The 22,632-nt window shown below is 55.6% G+C and carries 25 protein-coding genes; 16 read left to right on the top strand and 9 right to left on the bottom strand.

Translation table 11 applies throughout. From position 1 onward, the window contains the following. Positions 1–55: 55 nt before the first annotated feature. Positions 56–325, bottom strand: a complete 270-nt coding sequence (locus NI000_RS09150) for a hypothetical protein (RefSeq protein ID WP_253409770.1) — start codon at positions 323–325, stop codon at positions 56–58. A 156-nt stretch (positions 326–481) separates the two neighbouring features. Here NI000_RS09150 and NI000_RS09145 point away from each other — a divergent pair, with 156 nt between their 5' ends. Beyond that, a complete protein-coding gene (locus NI000_RS09145) occupies positions 482–1,465 on the top strand; it encodes a metal-dependent hydrolase (protein WP_253409768.1) in 984 nt (327 codons plus the stop codon). Between the two features lie 100 nt (positions 1,466–1,565). On the opposite strand, the gene NI000_RS09140 is transcribed toward NI000_RS09145, so the two are convergent. Further along, positions 1,566–1,793 carry an alpha/beta-type small acid-soluble spore protein gene (locus NI000_RS09140; RefSeq protein WP_036693330.1) on the bottom strand — a complete coding sequence of 76 codons (228 nt, stop codon included), beginning with the start codon at positions 1,791–1,793 and terminating at the stop codon, positions 1,566–1,568. Positions 1,794–1,941: 148 nt separating this feature from the next. Between NI000_RS09140 and NI000_RS09135 the strand changes: the two genes are divergently transcribed. Then, positions 1,942–2,118 carry a hypothetical protein gene (locus tag NI000_RS09135; protein WP_253409766.1) on the top strand — a complete coding sequence of 59 codons (177 nt, stop codon included), beginning with the start codon at positions 1,942–1,944 and terminating at the stop codon, positions 2,116–2,118. Between the two features lie 51 nt (positions 2,119–2,169). On the opposite strand, the gene trpS is transcribed toward NI000_RS09135, so the two are convergent. Further along, positions 2,170–3,159: a tryptophan--tRNA ligase gene (trpS, locus tag NI000_RS09130; RefSeq protein ID WP_253409765.1), complete on the bottom strand. Its 990-nt coding sequence runs from the start codon at positions 3,157–3,159 to the stop codon at positions 2,170–2,172. A gap of 524 nt (positions 3,160–3,683) precedes the next feature. On the opposite strand from trpS, the gene NI000_RS09125 reads away from it, so the two are divergent. The 5 genes from NI000_RS09125 to NI000_RS09105 all read left to right on the top strand — a co-directional run bounded on the left by NI000_RS09125 (position 3,684) and on the right by NI000_RS09105 (position 8,628). Beyond that, a complete protein-coding gene (locus tag NI000_RS09125; protein WP_253409763.1) occupies positions 3,684–4,889 on the top strand; it encodes a permease in 1,206 nt (401 codons plus the stop codon). A gap of 35 nt (positions 4,890–4,924) precedes the next feature. After that, positions 4,925–5,902: a TIGR03943 family putative permease subunit gene (locus NI000_RS09120; protein WP_253409761.1), complete on the top strand. Its 978-nt coding sequence runs from the start codon at positions 4,925–4,927 to the stop codon at positions 5,900–5,902. Positions 5,903–6,000: 98 nt separating this feature from the next. Then, positions 6,001–6,954, top strand: a complete 954-nt coding sequence (locus NI000_RS09115; protein WP_253409759.1) for an aldose 1-epimerase — start codon at positions 6,001–6,003, stop codon at positions 6,952–6,954. Between the two features lie 187 nt (positions 6,955–7,141). Next, positions 7,142–8,341, top strand: coding sequence for a CapA family protein (locus NI000_RS09110; protein ID WP_253409757.1), 1,200 nt, complete (start codon positions 7,142–7,144; stop codon positions 8,339–8,341). A gap of 128 nt (positions 8,342–8,469) precedes the next feature. Next, a complete protein-coding gene (locus NI000_RS09105; protein WP_253409756.1) occupies positions 8,470–8,628 on the top strand; it encodes a hypothetical protein in 159 nt (52 codons plus the stop codon). Here the strand turns inward: NI000_RS09105 and NI000_RS09100 are convergent. Beyond that, a complete protein-coding gene (locus NI000_RS09100; protein ID WP_253409754.1) occupies positions 8,625–9,104 on the bottom strand; it encodes a hypothetical protein in 480 nt (159 codons plus the stop codon). The genes NI000_RS09105 and NI000_RS09100 overlap by 4 nt on opposite strands. 99 nt (positions 9,105–9,203) lie before the next feature. Between NI000_RS09100 and NI000_RS09095 the strand changes: the two genes are divergently transcribed. The 3 genes from NI000_RS09095 to NI000_RS09085 all read left to right on the top strand — a co-directional run bounded on the left by NI000_RS09095 (position 9,204) and on the right by NI000_RS09085 (position 10,085). Beyond that, on the top strand, positions 9,204–9,431 hold the full coding sequence (locus NI000_RS09095) for an alpha/beta-type small acid-soluble spore protein (protein WP_036693306.1): 228 nt from the start codon (positions 9,204–9,206) through the stop codon (positions 9,429–9,431). Positions 9,432–9,612: 181 nt separating this feature from the next. Continuing rightward, positions 9,613–9,810 (top strand): helix-turn-helix transcriptional regulator, encoded by a 198-nt coding sequence (locus NI000_RS09090; protein WP_157999732.1) that lies wholly within the window; start codon positions 9,613–9,615, stop codon positions 9,808–9,810. Positions 9,811–9,884: 74 nt separating this feature from the next. Further along, positions 9,885–10,085: an aspartyl-phosphate phosphatase Spo0E family protein gene (locus NI000_RS09085; protein ID WP_036693312.1), complete on the top strand. Its 201-nt coding sequence runs from the start codon at positions 9,885–9,887 to the stop codon at positions 10,083–10,085. Between the two features lie 70 nt (positions 10,086–10,155). On the opposite strand, the gene NI000_RS09080 is transcribed toward NI000_RS09085, so the two are convergent. Together NI000_RS09080 and NI000_RS09075 are read right to left on the bottom strand one after the other, a co-directional pair. After that, entirely contained in the window at positions 10,156–10,665 is a 510-nt protein-coding gene (locus tag NI000_RS09080) for a GNAT family N-acetyltransferase (RefSeq protein ID WP_253409752.1), read from the bottom strand. A gap of 442 nt (positions 10,666–11,107) precedes the next feature. Beyond that, positions 11,108–11,491, bottom strand: a complete 384-nt coding sequence (locus NI000_RS09075; protein WP_253409750.1) for an O-methyltransferase — start codon at positions 11,489–11,491, stop codon at positions 11,108–11,110. 298 nt (positions 11,492–11,789) lie between these two features. Here NI000_RS09075 and NI000_RS09070 point away from each other — a divergent pair, with 298 nt between their 5' ends. Continuing rightward, a complete protein-coding gene (locus NI000_RS09070) occupies positions 11,790–13,049 on the top strand; it encodes a methyl-accepting chemotaxis protein (RefSeq protein ID WP_253409748.1) in 1,260 nt (419 codons plus the stop codon). 617 nt (positions 13,050–13,666) lie between these two features. On the opposite strand, the gene NI000_RS09065 is transcribed toward NI000_RS09070, so the two are convergent. Next, positions 13,667–15,457 carry a M3 family oligoendopeptidase gene (locus NI000_RS09065; RefSeq protein ID WP_253409746.1) on the bottom strand — a complete coding sequence of 597 codons (1,791 nt, stop codon included), beginning with the start codon at positions 15,455–15,457 and terminating at the stop codon, positions 13,667–13,669. 158 nt (positions 15,458–15,615) lie between these two features. Between NI000_RS09065 and NI000_RS09060 the strand changes: the two genes are divergently transcribed. The 3 genes from NI000_RS09060 to NI000_RS09050 are packed head-to-tail and all read left to right on the top strand — an operon-like array spanning position 15,616 to position 17,175. Next, a complete protein-coding gene (locus tag NI000_RS09060; RefSeq protein WP_253409744.1) occupies positions 15,616–15,807 on the top strand; it encodes a YycC family protein in 192 nt (63 codons plus the stop codon). Positions 15,808–15,811: 4 nt separating this feature from the next. Beyond that, positions 15,812–16,057, top strand: coding sequence for a hypothetical protein (locus tag NI000_RS09055; RefSeq protein ID WP_036692878.1), 246 nt, complete (start codon positions 15,812–15,814; stop codon positions 16,055–16,057). Positions 16,058–16,086: 29 nt separating this feature from the next. Continuing rightward, positions 16,087–17,175 carry a GGDEF domain-containing protein gene (locus NI000_RS09050; protein ID WP_253409743.1) on the top strand — a complete coding sequence of 363 codons (1,089 nt, stop codon included), beginning with the start codon at positions 16,087–16,089 and terminating at the stop codon, positions 17,173–17,175. 52 nt (positions 17,176–17,227) lie between these two features. On the opposite strand, the gene NI000_RS09045 is transcribed toward NI000_RS09050, so the two are convergent. Together NI000_RS09045 and NI000_RS09040 are read right to left on the bottom strand one after the other, a co-directional pair. Then, entirely contained in the window at positions 17,228–17,929 is a 702-nt protein-coding gene (locus tag NI000_RS09045; protein ID WP_253409742.1) for a DUF2225 domain-containing protein, read from the bottom strand. 50 nt (positions 17,930–17,979) lie between these two features. Then, on the bottom strand, positions 17,980–18,375 hold the full coding sequence (locus NI000_RS09040; RefSeq protein WP_253409740.1) for a globin domain-containing protein: 396 nt from the start codon (positions 18,373–18,375) through the stop codon (positions 17,980–17,982). 340 nt (positions 18,376–18,715) lie between these two features. Between NI000_RS09040 and ylbJ the strand changes: the two genes are divergently transcribed. Both ylbJ and glgP read left to right on the top strand, forming a co-directional pair. Then, the gene (gene ylbJ, locus NI000_RS09035) at positions 18,716–19,972 is read left to right on the top strand and encodes a sporulation integral membrane protein YlbJ (RefSeq protein WP_253409738.1); all 1,257 of its coding nucleotides are present in this window, start codon (positions 18,716–18,718) and stop codon (positions 19,970–19,972) included. A 93-nt stretch (positions 19,973–20,065) separates the two neighbouring features. After that, positions 20,066–22,627 carry an alpha-glucan family phosphorylase gene (gene glgP, locus NI000_RS09030; protein ID WP_253409736.1) on the top strand — a complete coding sequence of 854 codons (2,562 nt, stop codon included), beginning with the start codon at positions 20,066–20,068 and terminating at the stop codon, positions 22,625–22,627. Positions 22,628–22,632: the final 5 nt, after the last annotated feature.

Below are 22,632 nucleotides of genomic sequence, written 5' to 3'. Positions count from 1 at the left end.
AGGGTACCGCGATCGGGAGAAAGAAACCATGGATATGTTTACCTTATAAAATGGACTATTTGACTTTTTGGAACTGCCAAATATGGATTTTGACACACCCGCCCGGCACCCATTGTTTGAGAGGCGCCCAACGTTCGGGATCGGTCCCGTCCCACGCTCCCGGTTCCGCGGCGTATTCGTCCTTCCGGGTACGGACGGCCCGCATGAACCGGTATTGGTCGTCGCTAAGTCCGCTCCACAGCTCCACGAACAGCCCCGGCTGATCCGTTCCTTCGTACAGCTCCACCTGGGGGAAGTCGTCGCACAGCCGCTGAGACCATGTCAAGTATTGGGGGCGATATGACTCATCAATTCGGTATTCGACAAAAACGATACACATTTTTTTCACAGCCTTTGCTTTATTTTGGACAAGAAAATGATACACTAATAGTAATGGGCTAGAGTAGACTATTGAAAAATTAGACGTTCAGGAGGTTAGTCCATGGACACCGGAACACACCTAGTGATCGGGCTCGGCCTTGCAGGCCTGGCTTATATCGATCCGGTTGTGGCAGCAGATCCGATGGTTTCGACAGCCGTACTGATCGGAACGGTGGCCGGCTCACAGGCACCCGATGCCGATACGCTGCTGCGGCTGAAAGGAAACGCCGCTTACATTAAAAATCACCGTGGCTTATCCCACTCGCTGCCTGCTTTGGTGCTTTGGACGGCGCTCATCTCCGGCATGCTCTGGCTTGTCTTTCCCGCCTTGCCGATGTGGCATGTAACGATGTGGGTGTTTATTGCGGTTGCGTTTCACGTATTCACCGATTTGTTTAACGCGTATGGAACCCAGGCGCTTCGCCCGATTTCGGAGCGATGGGTCTCGTGGAATATCATTCACATTTTTGACCCGGTCATTTTCTCGTCTCATGTGCTCGCCATTTTCATATGGTCGGTGCATCTGATGCGTCCGGAAATTCTGTTTCCTATATTATACGTCTTCCTCGCCCTCTATTATATATGGCGCTCATGGACCCATTACCGGCTCGAGTCAGGGTTGCACCTTCAGGATTCGACTTACGAGTCCGGCGACCGGTACACGCTGATCCCGACGGTCCATCTGCACCAGTGGCAGATCGTGAAGCGGAAGCAGGACGGCTCGTTCCAGCTCGGGGAGCTCAAAAACCGCAAGATCAATTGGATTGATCGGGTTTCCTGCGCCGTCCACCCTGCCGTGGAGGCGTCCAAGACGCATCCGAACGTCGCCTGCTTCCTGTACTTTACTTCCTATGCTTGCGCCGAGCTGAAGGAGCACGCCTGGGGATACGAGGTGCGCTGGGCTGACGTGCGCTACCGGCACCGCAAGCAGTATCCGTTCGTCGCGGTGCTGCTGCTGGACAAAAAGCTGAATCCGATCGATTCGTACGTAGGCTGGGTCAGCGATTCCCGGCTCGAAAAGAAGCTGCGGATGGGCGGCGCTTAACAGGCGGGCTCATCCTCCTCTTTTTTTGCTGCCATGGAAAAAAGCTCAAGGATTTCTCCTTGAGCTTATATTCATGAAGCTTTGTTCCAAAGCCCTGCGGTTAGCGGGCTGCGCCGCCGGAGATGGCTTGCTCGGCGATTTGGACCAAGCGGCGGGTAATGTGACCACCGATTGCGCCTGTGTCGCGGGAAGCCATGTAACCGTAGTAGCCGTCTTGCGGAATTTGAATGCCCAGTTCTTGAGCAACCTCATACTTCAATTGCTCCAAAGCTTGGTTTGCTTGAGGTACAACTAATTGATTGCTGCTGCGGGATTGTCCTGCACCCATGTTCAGCACTCCTTTCAACGGGATGATGTCTTTGATGTATTTGCAAGCTTGCAAGCTTATTATGTGTCGTATGCTTGAACTTATACTCCCTTTTGAAAAAATCAATCGGAGTTTCAAATTTTATCGGAAAGGCAGGTGCGGACTCGACATGACGAAAGGATTAGGGTTGTTTTTTGCTTTCGGAGGCACGGCGCTCCTCGCGTGCATAAGCTACTTTATGGCCACGGGCAAGCCTTGGCTTGCTGCGCTGTCCGGCTTGTTGTCGGTGCTGTTTATCGGAGCCGGCTTTATCGTGAAAGCCAAATTGAGAAAACGAAACGAATAAAAGAGCTTGCCCGGGACGAAGAAGTTTCGTCCGGACAAGCCCTGGGATGGGCTACAGAACGACGTAGCCCATTTTTTCTTTAACCCGCTTCAGCATTTGCTCCGCTTGCGCTCCCGCGCGTTCTTTGCCTTGACGCAAAATATCGTACAGCTCGCCCGAGCTGCGGATCTCCGCATACCGCTGCTGGATCGGCTCCAAGGCAGCTACGACCGCTTCGGCCAAATCTTTCTTGAACGGCCCGTAGCCTTGCCCTTCGTACTGCGCTTCGATCTCCGCGATCGTTTTGTCCGCGCATTGGGCATAGATGCTGATCAAGTTGCTAACCTCCGGTTTGTTTTGCGGATCGAACTTCACTTCCCGCCCCGAGTCGGTTACGGCCCGGCTTATTTTTTTGCGGATGACGTCCGGGGCATCCAGCATCGCAATGTAGCTGCCGGCGTTCGGGCTGCTCTTGCTCATCTTCTTGGACGCGTCATCCAACGACATAATCCGTGCGCCTACTTCAGGGAAGTAGCCTTTCGGAATCGCAAACGTGTCGCCGTAACGCTGATTGAAGCGGTGCGCCAGATCGCGCGTCAGCTCCAAATGCTGCGTCTGGTCGTCGCCGACCGGGACAAGAGCCGTATCGTACAGCAAAATGTCGGCGGCCATCAGCGACGGATAAGTGAACAGGCCGGCGCCGACGGATTCCTTGCCGGCGGATTTGTCTTTGAACTGCGTCATGCGTTCCAGCTCGCCCATATACGTGAGCGTCGTCATCAGCCAGCCGAGCTCGGCATGCGCGGATACGGTCGATTGCAGGAACACGGTCGCCACGTTCGGATCGATGCCTGCTGCCAGGTAGAGCGCAGCGACGGCTTCCGACTGATCCTTCAGCTTTTCCGGATCCTGCGGCACCGTGACGGCGTGCAGGTCCACCACCATAAAATAGCAATCGTGCGTATGTTGAAGCTTTACGTAATTTTTCAATGCGCCGATATAGTTGCCGAGCGTCAGCTGACCGCTGGGCTGCATGCCGGACAATACTCTCAATTTGGACATTTCGCAGTCCGCCTCCTTTATCTTATCTCGCCTGAAGCTTCCCGAGAAAAACAAAAAGGCCTCCCGCCGCAAGGGACGAGAGACCGTGGTGCCACCCTAATTTACCCGCAACCGTCTGTCCAAGACAGATACCGCGGGCCTTCAGCCTCCTGTAACGGGGAGGAAACCGGACCGGCCTACCGGCGCGCAACGCTGAATCTAAGCTTACCCGGGCCCGGGTCGTCTGCGCACGTTCAACCTTCAGCTCAGGGATCCATTCGATCGGCCGCCGCCCGCCGGTTCGCACCACCCACCGGCTCTCTGCAGAGCTTGCCTGCCACCTACTTATTCCCGTCATCGCTCTTATTAGACGTCATTGTACCTAAACGACATCCCCCTTGTCAACCTCGGAATCGGAACAGGAACGTCCTCCGCCGCAGCCACGCGCTTTTCCAGCCTTCATAAAGCTTTAAAAACTTGTCCTATGTACGAACCGGAAAGCATACTATATAATAATAATTACGAATAATAAGGAGACATGCCCCTTGCAAACAATCGTCCAACGGTGGGTTGCGAACATTCTCGCCGTGCTGTGCATCCTGATGCTCGTTCTCATTTATACGCAAAAGCAGCCGCCGGACTTGTCTTTTTTAAGCAGCGCCGGCGTGCAAAATTTCAAAACGCTGTTCATCAGCATTATCCTCGAAGCGCTGCCGTTCGTCCTGCTTGGCGTGCTCGTGTCCGCCCTGCTGCAGATGTTCGTGTCCGAGCAAACCATCCGCCGGCTGACGCCGAAAAATCCGGTGCTCGGCATCCTGTTCGCCTGCGTCGTCGGGATCATTTTTCCGCTGTGCGAATGCGGCATGGTGCCGGTCATCCGCCGGCTGGTGCTGAAGGGAATGCCGGTCTATGTGGCCGTCGTCTTCATTCTCGCCGGTCCGATTATCAATCCCGTTGTATACGCCGCAACCTTCATGGCGTTCCGCACGCGGCCGGAGATCGCCTATTCCCGAATGGCGCTCGCCTTCGTCGTTGCGGCGGCGATCGGCCTTATTGTGTACCGGTTCGTGAAGCGCAATCCGATCCGCGGGGCGGCGCCGGATCTTAGCGCCAACGGGTACGGCGCCCCCCAAGTCGGGCATGAGCGCCACGATACCCGGCATAGCGCGCACGAGCACGAGCATACACATGAGCATGACCAATCCCCTATGCATCGTCATGACCATGCCCACCATCACGGGCATACGCATACTCACAGCCACACGCACCATGACCATATGCATGCCCATAGCCATGCGGACCATGATCATGCGCACGATCACGGGCATGGCCGCAGCCGCACCGGCCGTTTGCTCGGCGTCCTCGGACACGCCTCGGACGAGTTTTTCGATATGGGGAAATATTTGATTTTCGGCGCATTTCTGACGGCACTCATTCAAACGTTCGTCGCGCGCGAAAGTCTCGTATCCATCGGCCAAGGAGACTTTACGTCCCATCTGTTCATGATGGGCCTCGGGTACGTCTTGTCGCTCTGCTCCACTTCGGATGCTTTCGTCGCTTCGTCGTTTTCCGCAACCTTCTCGACCGGTTCGCTGCTGACGTTTCTCGTCTTCGGTCCGATGCTCGATTTGAAAAGCACGCTGATGCTGCTGTCGGCCTTCCGCGCCCGCTTCGTGCTCCTGCTGTCCGCACTGGTGGTCATTGTCGTGCTTGCCGCATCGCTGCTGTACGAACGGATTTTTTTCATGTAAATTGACATCCAACAAGGCAAAAAGGAGTGTGTGCCGTGAATTCTCGGGTACTGGGCCTGCATCATGCATTGAAAACCGTTATTCTGCTCGGCTTTGCTGTCTACATCGCCTATCTGGTCAAAACCGACGGCATCCTGCTGTACATCGCGCCCCGGATGGTCGACTACGTCAAATGGTCAGCCGTCGCCCTGTACGCCGTCGCCGCCTACCAGCTCTACTTGACGCTTCGCACCTGGCGCGGCCGGGCCGCCGCCGTCTGCGATTGCGATCATGATCACACGCCGTCACGGTCGCTGTTCAAAAACGTCGTCGTGTACGGATTGTTTTTCTTCCCGCTGCTGCTGGGCTTTCTGCTTCCCGACAGCACGATGGGCAGCAGCCTTGCCGCCAAGAAAGGGATGAACCTCAGCAGCGCTAGCTCGGTGAAAAAAGACAGCGAAACCGCCGCAGGAAGCGGCACGGAGACCGGAACCGGAAGCGCCCCGGCAGGGACTCCCGCGGGTACGGATGCCACCCCCGCTGCTCCAAGCGCTCAAACACCCGGGACCCAAGCGGCGGCGCCTGCGGACGGGGAGCTGTTTCCCGCGGATAAATTTACCCAGCAGTACGCCAAATATGCGAAGCAGCTCTACAAGTCCGATTTGATTACGGTGAAAGAAGACTTGTTCATCGAGACGCTGACGTCCGTCGACCTGTATCTCGACCGGTTCGTCGGCAAAAAGCTGCAGCTCACCGGCTTCGTTTACCGGCAGGAGGAAATGAAAAGCAACCAGTTCGTCGTAGCGCGCTTCTCCATCCAATGCTGCTCCGCGGACGCCGCCCCGTTCGGGGTGCTGGTTGAATACGACCGGGCCAATACGCTGGCGGACGATAGCTGGGTCACGGTCACCGGCACGATTCAAAAAACAAAGCTGAACGATGCCGACATCATGGTACTGAAGGTCGAGAAAGTCGCCAAAGCCGAGCCGGCCAAAGCTCCGTACGTATATCCGAACTTCGATTTCGGCGCCTAATCAAAACAATTTTCCGTGGGTGACAGTCTCCGGCTCCTCTGGTACAATGGAAGCGATTTATGATCGGACTATTTTACCGGGCAAAGGAGAACTTCGGAATGATAATTAAGCAGATCGACTGGCAGGGAACCCCCGCCTATACGCTCGAAAACGACCACCTGATCGTCAGCATTTGTCCGTCCGTCGGCAACAACGTCTACAGCATTTGGGATAAAACGCTGGAGCGCGAAATGCTGCGCGTCCCGGCCTCGCCGGCCGAGATGGCCGCCGAGCCGGTGCAATACGGCACGCCGATTCTGATGCCGCCGAACCGCATCCGCGAAGGCCACTTCACGTTCGAGGGCCGCAGCTACCAATTGGAGATCAATAACGTGCAGGGTAATCATATTCATGGCGTGATCAAGAGCCAGCCCTGGACCGTGCTTGCCAGCGGCGAAAAGGACGGGGCCCTCTACATCACGTCCGTTTTTCGTCTTGCCGACGATGCACACGTGCAGCATCAGTTCCCGCACGAGCTGGAACTTGAAGTGACTTACGAGCTGCGGGGCAGCACACTCCGTCATCTGCTGAAAGTGACCAACCGCGGCCAAACATCCGCTCCGTTCGGTTACGGGCTGCATACGTGGTTTTTGCTGGACGGCGAGCCGGAGAACTGGACGCTGCAGCTGCCGGCAAGCGGCATCTGGGAGCTGGACGAAACGAACGTGCCTCTCGGCCATATCGCTCCGCTCAGCGACAGGTACGCGAAGCTGCCCGAAGGCGACGTGTTGAAAGGCCACGACATGGACACCGTGTTCCAGATCGGGGACTACCCTTGTCTCGCCGTGCTGTCCGGCCCGAAGGCGGATATCCGCTACAGCGGTTCCGATCTGTTCAAGCAATGGGTCGTTTATACGAAGGGCGAAGCCCGGGATTTCATCTGCCTGGAGCCGTACACTTGGGTCACCAACGCGCCGAATATCGATCAACCGGCCGAGGTGACGGGCTTCCGGGCCATCGAACCGGGAGGCTCGCTGGAGCTGGAAGTAAAGCTTGAGGTAACTTACAAGTAATTTGCTTATCAAACGTGTTAAAAAGGCTCGCGGAGAGCCCGGAACGAAACCGGGCGAAGCGGGCCTTTCGCCTGGTTTTAAGCCCCCCGCTCCCTTCTTTTCCTTTTTCTACGCAGGTCTATAATTCCAAGTCCGTACGCAAATATTAGCTAATAGCTTGGAATTAAGCGTTCTGGAGGACCCAGCGATGACCAAACGATATTGCCGTTATTCCGTTCTTCTCATCCTGCTGCTCTTGGGCGCATGCTCTCCTGCGACCGACCATGCCGCGCCTCCGGCACCTTCTCCAACCGAAGTCCAGACGGGGACCGGCACGAAAACGACTCCCACCCCTCCCTCACTGCCGTCATCCGAACCGGCTGCCCCAGCGGAACGCCGGGTGACCTTGGCCGCAGCCGGCGACGTGCTCATTCACCGTACGATCTACGAGGACGCACGGACGCGGCTTAGCTACGATTTCCGACCCTTCTTCGAGGCGGTACGGCCGCATTTGGAGGGAGCCGATGTCACGTTCGCGAATCAGGAAAGCATTACCGGCGGAACCGCACTCGGGCTGTCCGATTACCCGGCCTTTAATAGTCCGTTCGAAGTATCCGACGCGCTTCGTGACGCGGGGGTCGATATCGTCTCGATGGCGAACAACCATACGCTTGACCGCGGAGAACAGGCGGTGCGTCACGCGATTCGGCATTGGAAGCGGCTTGGAGTCGAATATGCAGGCGCGAGCGAGGACGAAGCAGACCGCAAGCGTCTCCGGATTGTGGAGCGCAACGGATTGAAGCTTGCTTTCGTTGCTTGGACTTACGGGACGAACGGGATTTCCCGGCCTCCGGGCAAGCCTTATTTGGTGCATTTGCTTGAGCAGGAGCGCGCATTCCGGCAAGAAATCGCCGAAGCGAAAAAACAAGCCGACGCTGTCGTGGCAAGCCTTCATTTCGGAAGCGAATACGCTCGGCTTCCGTCGGAGGAGCAGCGAAAATGGGTCCGTTTGGCCGCATCCGCCGGAGCCAATGTGATCCTCGGCCATCATCCGCACGTGCTCCAGCCGCCGGAATGGATCGATAACGGAAGCGGCGGGAGGACGCTCGTCGCTTACTCCCTCGGCAACTTCCTGGCCGCGCAAAAGAGGCCCAATCCGTATGTGCGGATCGGCGGAATTTTGAAGGCCGAGCTGCGGAAGCCAAGCGGGGCGTCTGTCGGCAAAGCGGCGGTCACGGTCGGCGGAGTTCGGTTTCTGCCGACCTATGTCCGGTTTCAGGCCTGGCGGGGATACCGGGTCATTCCATTGAGCCAAGCCTCGGAGGCAGAGCTTCCCGGCGTGCGCGGCATAAGGGAGGAGATCGCAGCCCATATGCGGCGGTGGATGCCGGAGCTGCTCGTCGATTAGCGGTACAATGAAAAAAAGCTGAGCCGCCGGGCCTCAGCCTTTTTCTCCTTTTCGAGTCCGAAACACACACCTGCCCCGCTCTTCTTCGTACGATATAGAAAAAGAACTCGGAAAGGCAGGCTGGACAGATGAGCATCAGCAAATCCGATTGGTTCAACGCCATTACCAAATTATTAACCGAAGACAAACAGATGAAGACCATGTTTAAGGACATGGAAAAACTGGAAAAAGATATGGCCACTTTAATGAAGAAGATGGAGGCGCTCAAGAAACCGAAAAATAACTAGCCCCGGGCAAGCTGCTGCTTTACCGTTTCGACGGTATCCTTGAAATACGGCCGGTAATCCAAATGTTCGACAAAACGCAAAAACGTCTCCCCGATTTCCCTTACCTGCTTGGCGTAATCTGACCGATCGATAGTATACGTGCCCAATTGGCGGGGGGATCTTCCCTCCCGTTCCTCCACTTCCGTCAACTCTAACCGGCTGTCGGCCTTATGCTTTACGATAAACGAGAACGCCCGGCATTCCGGATCGCCGCAGCCGCAGCAGAAGAAAGGCACGCGCTGCCATTCGTCCGCCGGTGCCCAACGAAACGGCTCCACATCTTCATGAACGCTGAGCAGCAGCGCCGGAAGCCCTACGTCAATGCACAGCGGTTCGTCGATCAGCGTTTCGCCGTCAATTTCCAGTTTAACGTCGGCATGTACGATTTGCAGGTCCGCATCGAAGGACCAATTGCTGCACGTCAACTGAAATCCCAAGTCAATCCCTCCTTGATCCGATGGTCGCATTTACCAAATTTCAGTCCGTGTATATTCTTTCGCGTGGAACATACTACCTAGTGAACGGAGGTGATATCGATGGGCGCAGGACAATCCCGCAGCAGCAACCAATTGGTCGTACCTCAAGCTAACCAAGCTTTGGATCAGCTGAAGTATGAAGTTGCTCAAGAGCTGGGCATTCAGATTCCTCAAGACGGTTACTATGGCTTCATGGCAACCCGTGATACTGGGGCAATCGGGGGGCACATCACTCGTCGTCTGGTTCAAATCGCCGAGCAGCAGCTGGCAGGCAAGTTCACAAGATAATGCACGACCTCAATACTTAACCGGGCGGCTCCTTAGGGACCGCCTTTTTCCGTTGCCATTCATTATAACAAAACTATCATTCGCTTTCTATTTGCTACTTTAGTCATGACTTAAGTATAATGGAGTGCATAGTCCCTCAAAAGGAGGATTGCTTTTGGCTCTCCGGTTCGGGAGAAGCCGTTTGCCTGAATTGCTGGCTCAGACAAACAGGACACAGGCAGATCTAGCAAAGCATTTGGGAGTTACTGAATCTTACATTTCACAAATCATCAAAGGGAAAAGCAAGCTATCCGTTCTCAAAATGAAGATGGCGGCGGATTACCTCAATTGTTATATGGATGATCTTTTTGAATGGGAATGGGAGACAGGTAAACGGTAAAGAGCAAATTAGGTTTGCTCATTCTCCGGCCACAAACTTAAGTTATAGCTTAAGTCGAGCCAAAAATGGTAACGATGTCCGAGATCAATAAGCTGCTTGCAGACATGCTAAAAGAAATAGAACAGCTTAGAATAGGGCTCAATGCCCTATCCCAAAACAAGACATCCTTGGTAGATCCCGAAGTCATCAAGGCCAGTAAAAAATTGGACGATGCTTTGAACGAATACGCCCGTCTATCCAGCAAATGGCAAGAACCCCCCACCGGCCAAGATTAGTGGGGGGACCGTTTTCTATGGCTTCATCCGGCAATTCGCCCGCGCAGCGATCACCGGGCGGCTCCGCGTGTTAGACATTGATCGCATAGAGCCGGAGCTCCTTATCCGAACCCGCATTTGGGATCATGCCTTCAAAATGCAATCCCAGCTTTTCCAACAGTTTGGCCGAAGAATCATTATCTTCGGTGGTAATCGCGACAATGCGTTTTAGCCCCAGTTCGGATTTGGCATAAGCCATCGCGGCGGAAGCCGCCTCGAAGGCGTACCCTTTCCCCCGGAATTCGGGAAGAAAGGCATATCCGACATCTACATCCTCCAAGTAATCTCGTTTTGCAAATCCGCAGATGCCGATCGGCGTGCCCCCATCCTTCAATTCTGTCAAGTAAAATCCGAACCCCTTACGGGCATACGAGTCCAGCGGTCCTTTTATTATAAAGCTCCGCGCGTCATCGAGCGTTCTCATGCCTTTATCGCCGATGTAGCGGATCCAGGAAGGATCGTTCATAAGCTCCAGGATAAACGCCGCATCCTCTACGGTTTGGTGGCGAAGAATCAGCCGGTCGGTTTCGAGTACGATCATAACGGTGCCCCTTTCATTCGCAAAAACACACCCCTGCGATGGTTAATGAGGTGTGTCCTTCGGTGGATTATGCTTGTTATTCTTCTTGTCATGGATGTACAGATCGAGCGCTTCAATCCCTCTGCGCGCAAGCTTAATAAACAAGATTAAACAGTAAATCGAAAGACCGATTAAAATCACATAAATCAACAGTGCAAATGTACTAGCAAAATCGACAACTATGTGAATCACCTCCGAATTGTTTATACGCCCACCAATCCAAAAAGTTCCATACCGTCCCCCCCTTAAGAATCAAAAAAACCTCCCGTTCAAGGGAGGCTGTAAGTTATATCGAACAATTAGAGCATCAGAAGGATTGAATTAGTTGAGAACATAAAAGAATTTAAAAAAATTATAATGGGATAAAAGGTAACCTTGGTATGAGTGCAGTAAGCTTGGTCAATCAAAAATCGCGTTTGTTTTTATTGGACTCGCTAACCAAATTCGCCATGTTGTAATTCGATTCGAAAGTCACGCTGGTGCATAGCAAGTCTTGGCGCATCGCGAATTCAAATTGAATCTCCCCGTGCGTCCAACGTTTCAGCTTCAACGACTCCAGAGCGGTCTGGCGGAACGAAAGCTGATGGCTTTCGGACAAGCCGCGCTCTGCCATCTTGATCTCCGTACCCCTGCTCTCCAGAGGAAAATGCCGGATGCCGAACTTCCCGACCATGTTATTTCGAATCTGGACGAAAACCGTCCCCGAGGTAAGCTGAGCCAGTTCCTCTCTCAATTCCCGAAACACCAAATCCAACTGTCTGGCTAAAGGCAACTGTTCTAAAATCACAGAGATCCTCCTTTCAAGTAGTATAATTGGAATATTATGTATATCTGAGGCTCTAGACCCATTATAGGACAATATAACCACATTGACAACAAATTTTTTCATAAAATACACGATAATTCAACAAAATTTTACATCGTGATACATCGTGAAAATGGGACCGCTTTCATCCAAGTGACTGAACAGCTACTCCCGTTGGAAAACTATGGACCCCGCGTTCTCCAAGGTGGTATAATTACCCATACAGCCAGGGCGATGACGTAAGCATTTTATCCTATCCCTTAAAAGGAGTCGTTAATTTATGAACTGGTTTCTGGGCCTTTCGTTCAAGAGGAAGCTGCAAATCGGCTGCTACACCCTCGTTGTCGTCTATTCCGCCGTCATGCTTCTGCTTATTTTCGAATCCTCCTTAAGTCCCATTCTCGGGTTCGTGTTTCTGGCTGTGATGGCAGGACTCAGCTATCCTTTTATACGCTGGTTGGAGAGAGCGCTTACAGAACCGATTAGCGACATCTCCCGCGCCGCCCTGAGTATCTCCAAAGGGGATTTCTCGCAAAAGATCCACATCCGCTCCGACGACGCCCTTGGCGAGCTGGGGACGGCCTTTAACCGAATGACGGAGAAGCTGCGCGAGCTTCTGCAGGAAACAGGACGGGCCTCGAAGCATGTTTTTGACTCCAGCAGAGATATTTATTTTAAAAATGAGAAGATGAAAACGGTGCTGGAGGAAGCGTCCGTCGCCGCTGGAGAGCTTGCGGCCGGAGCCAATCAGATTTCGGAAGAGATCAGCGGCGTCTCCTCGGCGACGAAGGATATCGAGCAGCGGGTAACCAAATATACGGAATCGACCCGGGAGATGAACTCGCGGGCCAGACAAATGATGGCGCTGGTGAACAAAGGGCTTCAATCGGTGGAAACCCAGAGCGAAGGCATGCGCAAAAATGTCGACGCTACGGCCAACGTATCTCAAACGATCGATTCGCTCGCCCGGCAAACCGGCAGCATCTCGCAAATGACCCGAACTATCTCGGACATTGCCGAACAAACGAATTTGTTGTCATTGAACGCTTCCATCGAAGCGGCACGGGCAGGCGAGCACGGCAAAGGCTTTGCCGTCGTCGCCCAGGAGGTCCGGAAGCTGGCGGAGGAAGCTACCGCCTCGACCAAAGAGGTGTTCGGTCTTGTTCGCAGTATCGAACAAGGGATCCGGCATGCGCTTGCGTCCATGGCCGAGAACGAGCAGATTGTTACGGAGCAGACGAAGCTTATTGGCGAAACGGAACGGGTCTTTGCGGAAATCGTCAGCAGCGTCCGGTTCATTTCCGAGCAAATCGCCGCTTTCGCCGATGGGACGGAGCGAATGCTGGCCGGAGCCAAGCACATTTCGGCTACAATGGAAAATATATCGGCCATTACGCAGCAATCCGCTGCCGGGACCGAGGAGGTGTCTGCGTCGATGATCGACCAGATCTCGGCCGTACAGGCCATCGTGGCCCAGTCGGAGGAGATGACGAAGCTGGTGACGAAGCTTCAGCAGACGTTGAGTATCTTTAAATTGTAGCGTTAGGCGGGGCTTTTGGTGGAGAGGTTGCCATTGGCTTGCGCTGGAAATGAGGGATAAACAAGTCCGCCTCCGGCCGCTCTTGAGAAAGTAACTAAGTGAGGTAATAGAGGTGTACGAGGGGGTGGGGTATCTCTTCCGGTCGCTGTTGTCATCGGGAAATTTTAATTGGAAGCCGCTTATCAGCGGATATTTCCCGAAGACAAAGGCGAACGCTCTCGCTCCTCCAGTAGATACCCCACCTCCGTATGTGTCTCTATTTCAGTCAAAGAATCTCTCTCAACACTCAAAGATCTGGCTCCTGCGGACCCGTTTATCTATTGTTCAGCTCTAGGAACCCTTTTAATAACAAACCCCGCCTAAAATAGGCGGAGCCCAGCTCTTTTGAGGAAACCAGAATGGAGAAAATCTCAGCCAAATAGAGGTGGGGTATATCCCGTAAGAGTTTACGTCCGCCTTTGAGACCCGTGAAAATACCACTAATTCTAATCAAGTTCACGGGTCTCAAGAGCGGCTGGAGGGATATACCCCACCGGCATATGCAGAGAATTTCTATGCGAAGCGGGTTTCTCAACAAGCAGGCCCCGCCTATAATAAGCGGGGCCAAAGGCTAAAGGCTATTCCGTTAAGCGCAGAAACTCGTTGACGTCCTCGATTGTGACGTCCATCGCCTGCTGCCAAAAGTCCGGCTTGCGCAGGTCGACGCCGAGATGCTTGCTTGCCAAGTCTTCGACCGTCATCCGTCCGGTATCACGCAGCAGCGCGATGTACTGGTCTTCGAACGCCGCGCCCCGGCGAAGCGCTTCGGCATACAGACCGGTGCTGAACATATAGCCGAAGGTATACGGGAAATTGTAGAACGGCACGTCCGTCAAGTAAAAATGCATTTTCGATGCCCAGAAGTGCGGATGATACTCGACAAGCGTATTCCGGTATGCCTTCTTCTGAGCGGCTTCCATCAATTCGTTCAACCGCTCGATGCTCACAAGCCCGTGGCGGCGCGCTTCGTAAAAGTCTGTCTCGAACAAGAACCGGGCATGAATGTTCATATAGAAAGCGACCGAACGCTGAATTTTATCCTCAAGCAGCGTTAGGCGTTCTTCGTCGGTGGCCGCCCCTTTCACCGCCGCGTCGGAGACGACCATCTCGGCGAACGTGGACGCCGTCTCGGCGACGTTCATGGCGTACTCCTGAGCCAACGCCGGCAGATCGTTCATCACATGCTGATGATACGCGTGTCCGAGCTCGTGCGCGAGGGTCGATACATTCGATGCGGTGCCCGCATAGGTCATAAAAATACGGGTTTCTTCGGAGATGGGGAACGACGTGCAGAATCCGCCGGGACGTTTGCCTGCGCGGTCCTCCGCTTCGATCCAGGAGTTCTCGAACGCCATCACGGTAAATTCGGCCATCTTCGGGCTGAAGCGGCGGAACTGCTCTACGATAAGCTGCGCGCCCTGATCGTAGCTGAACGTCGTATTGCCTTCTCCGACGGGCGCGTCGACATCGTGCCATGCCAGCTTCTCAACGCCCAGCAGCTTCGCTTTCCGCTCCAGGTAACGAACGAACACGTCTTTGCTTTGCTCGATCACGCCCCACATGGCATCCAGCGTTTCCTTCGACATCCGGTTGATGGTTAGCGGCTCCCGATGAATCTCATCCCAGCCCCGGCGCTCATACAGCTTAAGCCGGAAGCCGCCCAGGTGATTGAGCGCGTCGGCGCAGTAATCGGCATGCTTCGCCCATTCCCGCTCCCACAGCTCGAATACCCGCTGCCGCACGCTACGGTCCGGGCTGTACATTTTGTTGGCGGCCTGTCCCGCCGAGAGCTCCGTTACAGTCCCGTTTTCTTCGAACGAGATGCTGAACTTGCTCACCGTCGTATTGTACAGCTCGCCCCATCCGTGATACCCGTCTACGGCAAGATCGTGAATGAGCGCCTCCTGCTCCGGCGGCAGCTTCTCCGATGCGAGTCGGCGCCGCTCTTCCAGCGGGTAAGCGATTTCACCAAGCTCCGTGTGAGCAAGCAAGCCTTGCCAAGCCGGCTCGGGAATGCGGCGCAGGAAATCGTCGAAACGCGTCAAGGCGGAAGCAAAAGCGGCTTGAATCGACTTCACCTGCCCGGTGAGCTGGACCGCGCGCTTGTCGTTTTGATTTTCCGCCGTCAGGCAGCCGGTGAACGATTCCGCTTCGCGTATTTTCAATAAGGCCGTCTGCGCCAGCACGATCACGGGCAGCAGCGATGCCGATTGCTCGGCCGTTTCCGGTACGGCCAGCCCGCTTAACGTCTCGTCCAGCTCGGAGATGTTCGATTGCAGCTCTTTCAAAAATTGAATAAAAGCATCAGACCCGCTGCCTCCCGGAAAAAAACGTTCCAAATTCCAAGTTTGCGGCAAAGGATTACGCATGAGTAAACACCTTCCTTATTTATACATTATGTATCTCTTTCCATTAAACCACAATTTGGTGCAAAACCAAAATGCTACGGCCCCATTTTTTGGTTGAATTTTGGGTCTCGGATATGATTAAATGGAGACTGTAGATCTATAGACTGGAGGGACTGCGAATGAGACCTTTGCAGATTTCACCTGAGACAGCGCAGAAACTCGCGAAGGAATTGAACGTTCCGATCGAACACCTGATGCATATGCCTCAGCATATTCTTTTGCAGAAGCTGGCCGAGCTGGCCGGACAGACGAAGGACAATTCCACGGCTCCGGCACCGGATAAAGATTCCGGCGATTCCGGCCGGGAGTAAACCTATGATTCCATTTGAAAATACATGGCCCTATGAACGGATCGGACAAGACGTGTATGTGCACAGCTGCCCCTTTTGCCACGCTGCCAATGTTTTGCTGCCGCTCAAACTTAAAGACCTCTCGGAACTTCGCGAAGGCGTCAAAAAACTGCTCGTCTTCCCCTGCTGCCGAAATAAAGAGACTCTGGTCGATGCCGACCAAGATTATTTGCTTGCGGGCCGTCCGCTGCGCCGATACGGCAAAGAGTAAGCGTTCCCGCCTTCCCAGGAGACATCTTCATGGATTTCTTTGCGCTTACGCATGCTTGTACCTTGATAGCGCTCAGCTATATGGCACTTAAGATACGCAATTTGCTGGTTATCGAACGCTTACAAGCAATAGCCGTACCTGTGCTGACGGGAGCCGCCAGCATCGTGATGATGCTCTTGTCCTTGCCGGGGGACTCCCTGTTCAGCGACTTGAAATTCGCGCCGATCGTCATGGCGGGCCTGCGGTTCGGCTGGGTCTCCTCTCTGCTGTCCACCTTGCTTCCTGCAGGGTATATGCTGCTGGAGCATAAGCCGAACTGGGGAATCGAAACCGTTCAGGCGCTTCTGCTGCCCGCCATCATCAGTTCGCTGTTTCATCGTAAAGAATACGATTCCGGTTATTTTTTCATCCGAATAACCGACGGGTGGAGCGTCTGCGCGATTCTCACCGTGGTACGCCTGGTTTCGCATGTCCAGCTGGAGACGGCCCAGACCTCGCTGTTCTGGCTGTCGCAGCTGCTGATGCTCGTCTACTCGGGGCTGGCGGTCATGGCCTTGATCTATATGTTCAACGACGAGAACAAAATCTGGATGATGCAGCGGAAGCTGGAGCTGGAAGCGAAGCAGGACAACCTGACCCGGCTGCCGAATCTGCGCGGCTTTATGGATATCGCCAAGCGGACCGTCCGCAGCCGGCGCATCGCGATCATGATGATCGATATCGACAATTTCAAACGGTACAACGATACGTTCGGACACCTGCACGGAGATCAGCTTCTTCGGGAAGCCGGACAGCTGCTGAAAACGGCCGTCCATGAGCAAGACTACATTGCCAGATACGGCGGAGAAGAATTCATTGTCTTAAGCCATATGACGGATGAAACCCAGCTGTCGCACTATGCGGACTGGCTGCGCCACAACATCGAAGAGTACCGCTTTTACGGGGATTCCGTGGCCGGAACGACGATTTCGATCGGCATTTCCATCTCCCGCATGCCGGGAGACGAGCTCCGCCGGCTTATTGCCGAAGCGGATGAGGCGCTGTACGTCTCCAAGCAATCCGGCAAAAACCGCTATTCGTTCTACCGGGCGGATCAAACGCAGCAAAAAAACGCTTGAAGCGTTCTCGGATCGATGCCGGGAAGCTTGAAGCGTTTTTGAGTTGGAGACGCTAGGTTAATTCCTGGGCCTCGGGTTCGAGTACGACCGAATCCGCAAGCATATCCTCACGGGTCACGGCCCATTGCTCGCGGCATGCCCGAATCATGCCGGCATCCATGATGCGTTTGTCGTTAATGACGCGAGAAAACCATTTGACCGCTTGCTTATACTGCTTCAGCCGACGGCTGAGCTCCCCCATCAGGTACATCAGACGGGCATTGTTCATCTCCGCCGCTTCTGTCTCGAATGCCCGCGTGTATTCGTCCAGCGCATGCTGCAAAAACCGGGCTTCCTGCTCCTTGTCGTTCCGATAGCGGTAAAGCCAGGCGATATGGTGCAGCATCCCGGCGGTAATGCGCCCTTTATCGTTGACCGTCTGGGCCGTAACGAGCGCAAGCTTGTAGGCGTAAAGCGCCTCCTCCCATGTCCGTTCGCCCCCGTAGTCCTTGTACGTCCAATGATCGGCGATTTTTTCGCGGAATGCCGTTTTTTGTGCAGGCGTCAGCCGGTCCTTGGAATTCTCCGTCCCCGCAAACCCGCAGTGGGGGCAGATGCGTACGACATAATAATCGGGGTTGATGTCCTTATAATGAACGCAGAAATCAGTATCGGTGCCGGACGCCTTCTTGAAGCTCGGGCGGACGCGGGACGTTTGAAATACGGCGTCGCAGTGATGACATCTGACGCTGACTTGAAATAAAGGTTCGACCACGGAACACACTTCCTTCGATCAGCTTCGTTTTCTGGTTTCGATAAGCTTCGTTAGCTATTGCTATGGCTGTTGACAAAATGATACGCCGGGCCCTTCAGCCGCTCCAGTACGGCAAGCCGAAGCTCCCGTTCCATTCCCGTTTCTTCCAGCGCCTCCGCCATACAGCCGAGCCAGGCGTCCGCACGCTCCGGCGTGATCGGAAACGGCAAATGCCGCGCACGCATCATCGGGTGCCCGTACTGCCCGGAATACAGCGGCGGTCCGCCGAAAAATTGCGTCAGGAACAAGTACTGCTTTTCCATGACCGGCGTAATGTCTTCCGGGAACAGGGGCCCCAGTAGCGGATGCGCCTGCACCTTCGGATAGAAGGCCTCCACAATGCTGCGGATGGCCGCCTCCCCGCCGATCGCTTCGTAAAACGTCATCTCCCGTTCTCCCCGGGTCATGCGGTTCATCTCCCAACGAAAAAAGATGCTAAGCTGCCTTGCACCTTAGCATCGTTATTTTGTAAAACGCTTTATACATCCTCTTCGCCCGACGTCATCAACGTCTCCCTAATGACATACACAAAAGCGCATACGAGAATTCCAGCAATGATACCCATCATCTGAAATCACTCCCATTCTCATATTGGTACTATTGTACCATACATAGCTCGAAAATTCAGCCTTTTTCTGACGGCCCGGCAACTTTTTCGTCCCTATGCCTGCGCGTCCGGGAGGCATGTCTCCCCGCAGCGGCTCATATATCAGAATGACAGGCCTTTCTCGAAAGGAAGTGGTACCCTTGCTTGCCAAACGAATACCCGTCCATGTCGCCGCATCGCTCGCCGTCCTGCTGGCCTGCTTGATGCTGGCTTTCCCCGCCGAGGCGTTTCGAGCCTCGCTGAAAGGATTGTCCATCTGGTGGGACGTGCTGTTTCCGGCGCTGTTCCCGTTCTTCGTCATCGCCGAAATCATGCTTGGGCTGGGCATCGTGCATTTTTTCGGCATGCTGCTCGATCCGATGATGCGGCCGGTCTTCCGCATTCCCGGCATCGGAGGCTTCGTCATGGCCATGGGCTTCGCCTCCGGCTATCCGATCGGCGCGCGCCTGACGTCGCAGCTGTGGACGCAGCGGCTCGTCAACCGGGAAGAAGGCGAACGGCTGGTCGCTTTTACGACATCGTCCGACCCGATCTTTCTGATCGGCGCCGTAGCCGTCGGCTTCTTCCACGATGCCGCGCTTGCGGGTGTGCTCGCCGCGGCGCATTACGGCTCGGCTCTGCTGATCGGCCTCCTGATGCGGTTTCACGGCAGGCCGGGGAAATACGCCGACGAATATCGCCAGCCGGCGTTCACGTCTCTCCTGGAAGCTTCCCCCGACCAGCCGCTGTGGCGCCGCGCTTTCGAAGCCATGCACCATGCCCGGATGAACGACGGCCGGACGCTGGGCACCATGCTGCAGCAGGCACTCGCCTCGGGGCTGCAGATGATTTTCGTCATCGGCGGGCTCGTCGTCTTTTTCTCCGTCGTCATGGAGGTGATGGCTTCCGCCAAGGTGATGGGCTTGTTCTACGCGGCTATCGAATCGGTGCTGGGCGTCCTCGGACTGCCGCTCCCGCTCGCCGAAGCGGTAGCGAACGGCTTCTTCGAGGTGACGCTTGGGGCCAAAGCCGCGGGTGCCGCAGCCGGCATACCGCTGGTGTATCAGGTGGCGATCGCCGCCTGGGTGCTGTCCTGGGCGGGACTTTCGGTGCATGCGCAGATCATCAGCCTGCTGCACCATACGAACCTGCGCTACGCGCCGTTCGTCGCGGCCCGGTTCGTCCACGGCCTGCTTGCGGCCGGGCTTGTCATGGTTCTGTGGCGGCCGCTCGCCCCTTATCATGCCACGCTGGCCGCTTTTTTTCCCGAGCCGGATATGACCCGCCCGCTGGAGACGCTGGCGCAGCATACGCTTCCGGCGGCCGGGCTTACGTTTGCTGCGGTGCTGGGCGCATCGCTGCTCCTATCGTTCTGCTTTCTTATAGGGAAAAGATGTATGAAGCGGATTCGATCATAAGATACTACTAGGAGCCAACAGAAGCGTAACCGGTTCCCTCTGCTTCCCCAGTCAAGGAACCAAATTCAGGGTCGAGGTGAAACGATGTATACGATGTTCCATCGAAGAGATTTGGCGCTGCCCCCTGCGATCGGGCGATTGACCGAGCTTGCATTCAACCTGTGGTTCAGTTGGAACGACGCGGCCAAGGCGCTGTTCGCGGAGATCGAGCCGAAGCTGTGGGACCAGTTCCGGCACAATCCCGTGCGGTTGTTGACGGAAACGGATGCGGCCGTGCTGAAGGAGCGGTCGGAGGACGAAGCTTTCCTGCAGCGATACCGTGACGTCATGGCCGAGTGGGACGCGTACCGCGAGGCGGAAACGTGGTTTCAGAGAGAGTACCCGCAGCACGCCCATCAGGCGATCGCCTATTTCTCAGCGGAATTCGGCTTTCACGAATCGCTTCCGATTTACTCGGGAGGGCTTGGCGTTCTGGCCGGCGATCACTGCAAATCGGCCAGTGACTTGGGCGTACCGCTCGTCGGCATAGGATTGCTTTACAAGAAGGGCTACTTCGATCAAAAGCTCGATACGGAGGGTGGGCAATTGGCCGAAAATATCGCCTACGACTTCAACAAGCTGCCGATCGTCCCCGCCTATGTTCCGGTGCTGGAAGACCAAGCGCCGGCTGCAGGTCAAGGGGACGGCGCGCCTCCGCTGCGGGAGTTGACCGTTGACGTGCCGCTGGCCGACCGGACCGTCCGTTTGAAGGTATGGCAGGTGCAGGTCGGCCGCGTGCCGGTTTATTTGCTCGATGCCGACTTGGAGGAAAATAGCCCTTGGGACCGGGAGCTGACGGCTCAATTATACGGCGGGAACCAGGATATCCGGATTGCTCAGGAGGTGCTGCTCGGCGTCGGCGGCGTCAAAGCGCTGCGGGCGCTGGGAATTCCGACCGGCACGTTCCATATCAACGAAGGGCATGCGGCGTTTCTATCGTTCGAGCGAATCCGCGAGCAGCTCGACAAAGGCCTGCCGTTTCACGTCGCGCTGGAAGTCATCCGCGCCAGCACCGTATTTACGACGCATACGCCGGTACCAGCCGGACACGATGCGTTCCCGCTCCCGATGTTCGAATATTATTTCAGCCGCCTGTTCGCCGACTATCCGTCCGCCCGGCGGGAATGGACCCGGCTTGGACTCGACGAACCGAAGCAGTTGTTCAACATGACCCACCTTGCCTTGAACACCTCCGCACTGCGCAACGGAGTCAGTAAGCTGCACGGCCACGTGTCGCGCGAGATGTTCCGGGCGTTCCATGGCGGCATCGACGTTCCGGAGGTGCCGATCGGACACGTGACCAACGGCGTCCACCTGAGCACGTGGCTCGCCCCCGAGCTTAAGGAGCTGTTCGGCCGCTTTTTGCCAGGGACATGGCTGAACAATCAAGCCAATAAAGACGTGTGGAAAACCGTCGATCTGGTGCCAAGCGAATCGCTCTGGTCCGTTCATACGGAGCTGAAGCAGCGGATGATCCGGCTCGCCCGCGCCAACCTGCGCGAGCAGCGGCGCCGCAACAGCCTGCCGGCAGACCGGATCGAGGAGGTCCGGGACTACTTGTCCCCCGACGCGCTGACCATCGGCTTCGCCCGGCGGTTTGCGACGTACAAGCGGGCCAATCTGATCTTCAACGATTTGGAGCGGCTGGACCGCTTGGTGAACGATCCGAACCGGCCGGTGCAATTCGTCTTCGCGGGCAAGGCGCACCCGGCCGACCGCCCCGGACATGAGCTGATCCGCGAGATCTACAGGGTATCCGAGATGGACCGGTTCCGCGGCAAAATCGTGCTGCTCGAAAATTACGACATGAACATGGCGCGCCATCTGGTGCAGGGAGTGGACGTGTGGCTCAATAACCCGCGGCGGCCGTACGAGGCGAGCGGCACCAGCGGCCAAAAAGCCGCAATGAACGGCGTCATCAACTTCAGCGTGCTGGACGGCTGGTGGGAGGAAGGCTACGACGGCGCCAACGGCTGGAGCATCGAATCGAGCGACGGGGCGGATGCCGGTACACAGGAGCGCGAGAACACCGAAGCGATCTACCGGCTGCTCGAAACGGAGATCGTGCCGCTTTATTACAATCAACGCCCGCTCCCGGCCCAATGGATCGCCCGGATGAAGCGTTCGATCCGTACGCTCGCGCCGGTATACAATTCGGACCGGATGGTCATGGAGTACGTGAACGAATTTTACGTCCCCGCCTTGAAGCGGACGCAGCATTTTGTAGCCAACCGCTATGACGAAGCGACCAAAGTCGCCGATTACAAGAGGTTTATCCGGAAAAACTGGCATCACGTCCGCGTCGCCGAACTGAACGATCCCCTGGCTCATGCGAACGCGACCTCCCCTAAGGAGGTCACGGCCACGGTCAAATTCGGACCGGTCTGGTATAAAGATACGGCGGTCGAGGTCGTCTACTACGAGGAAAAAGCGGAGCGTTGGGATCCGGTGATCGTGACGATGGAGCCCGTGCGCGAGCTCGGAGACAGTACAGTATTATACCGGGCGGTCCTTCCGCCCCATCTCCAGCACGGCCCCCATTACAGCGTGCGCGTGTATCCGGTGAGCGCGAACTTCGCCCGCCGCTTCGAGCTGCCGCTGGTTACGACCTTTTAACGGAA

It is taken from the genome of Paenibacillus tyrphae (genome assembly GCF_024158745.1).
GTDB classification, from domain to species: Bacteria; Bacillota; Bacilli; order Paenibacillales; family NBRC-103111; genus Paenibacillus_G; species Paenibacillus_G tyrfis_A.
The sequence above is the reverse complement of the archived record's forward strand: the minus strand, read 5'-3'. Positions and strand labels throughout refer to the sequence as shown.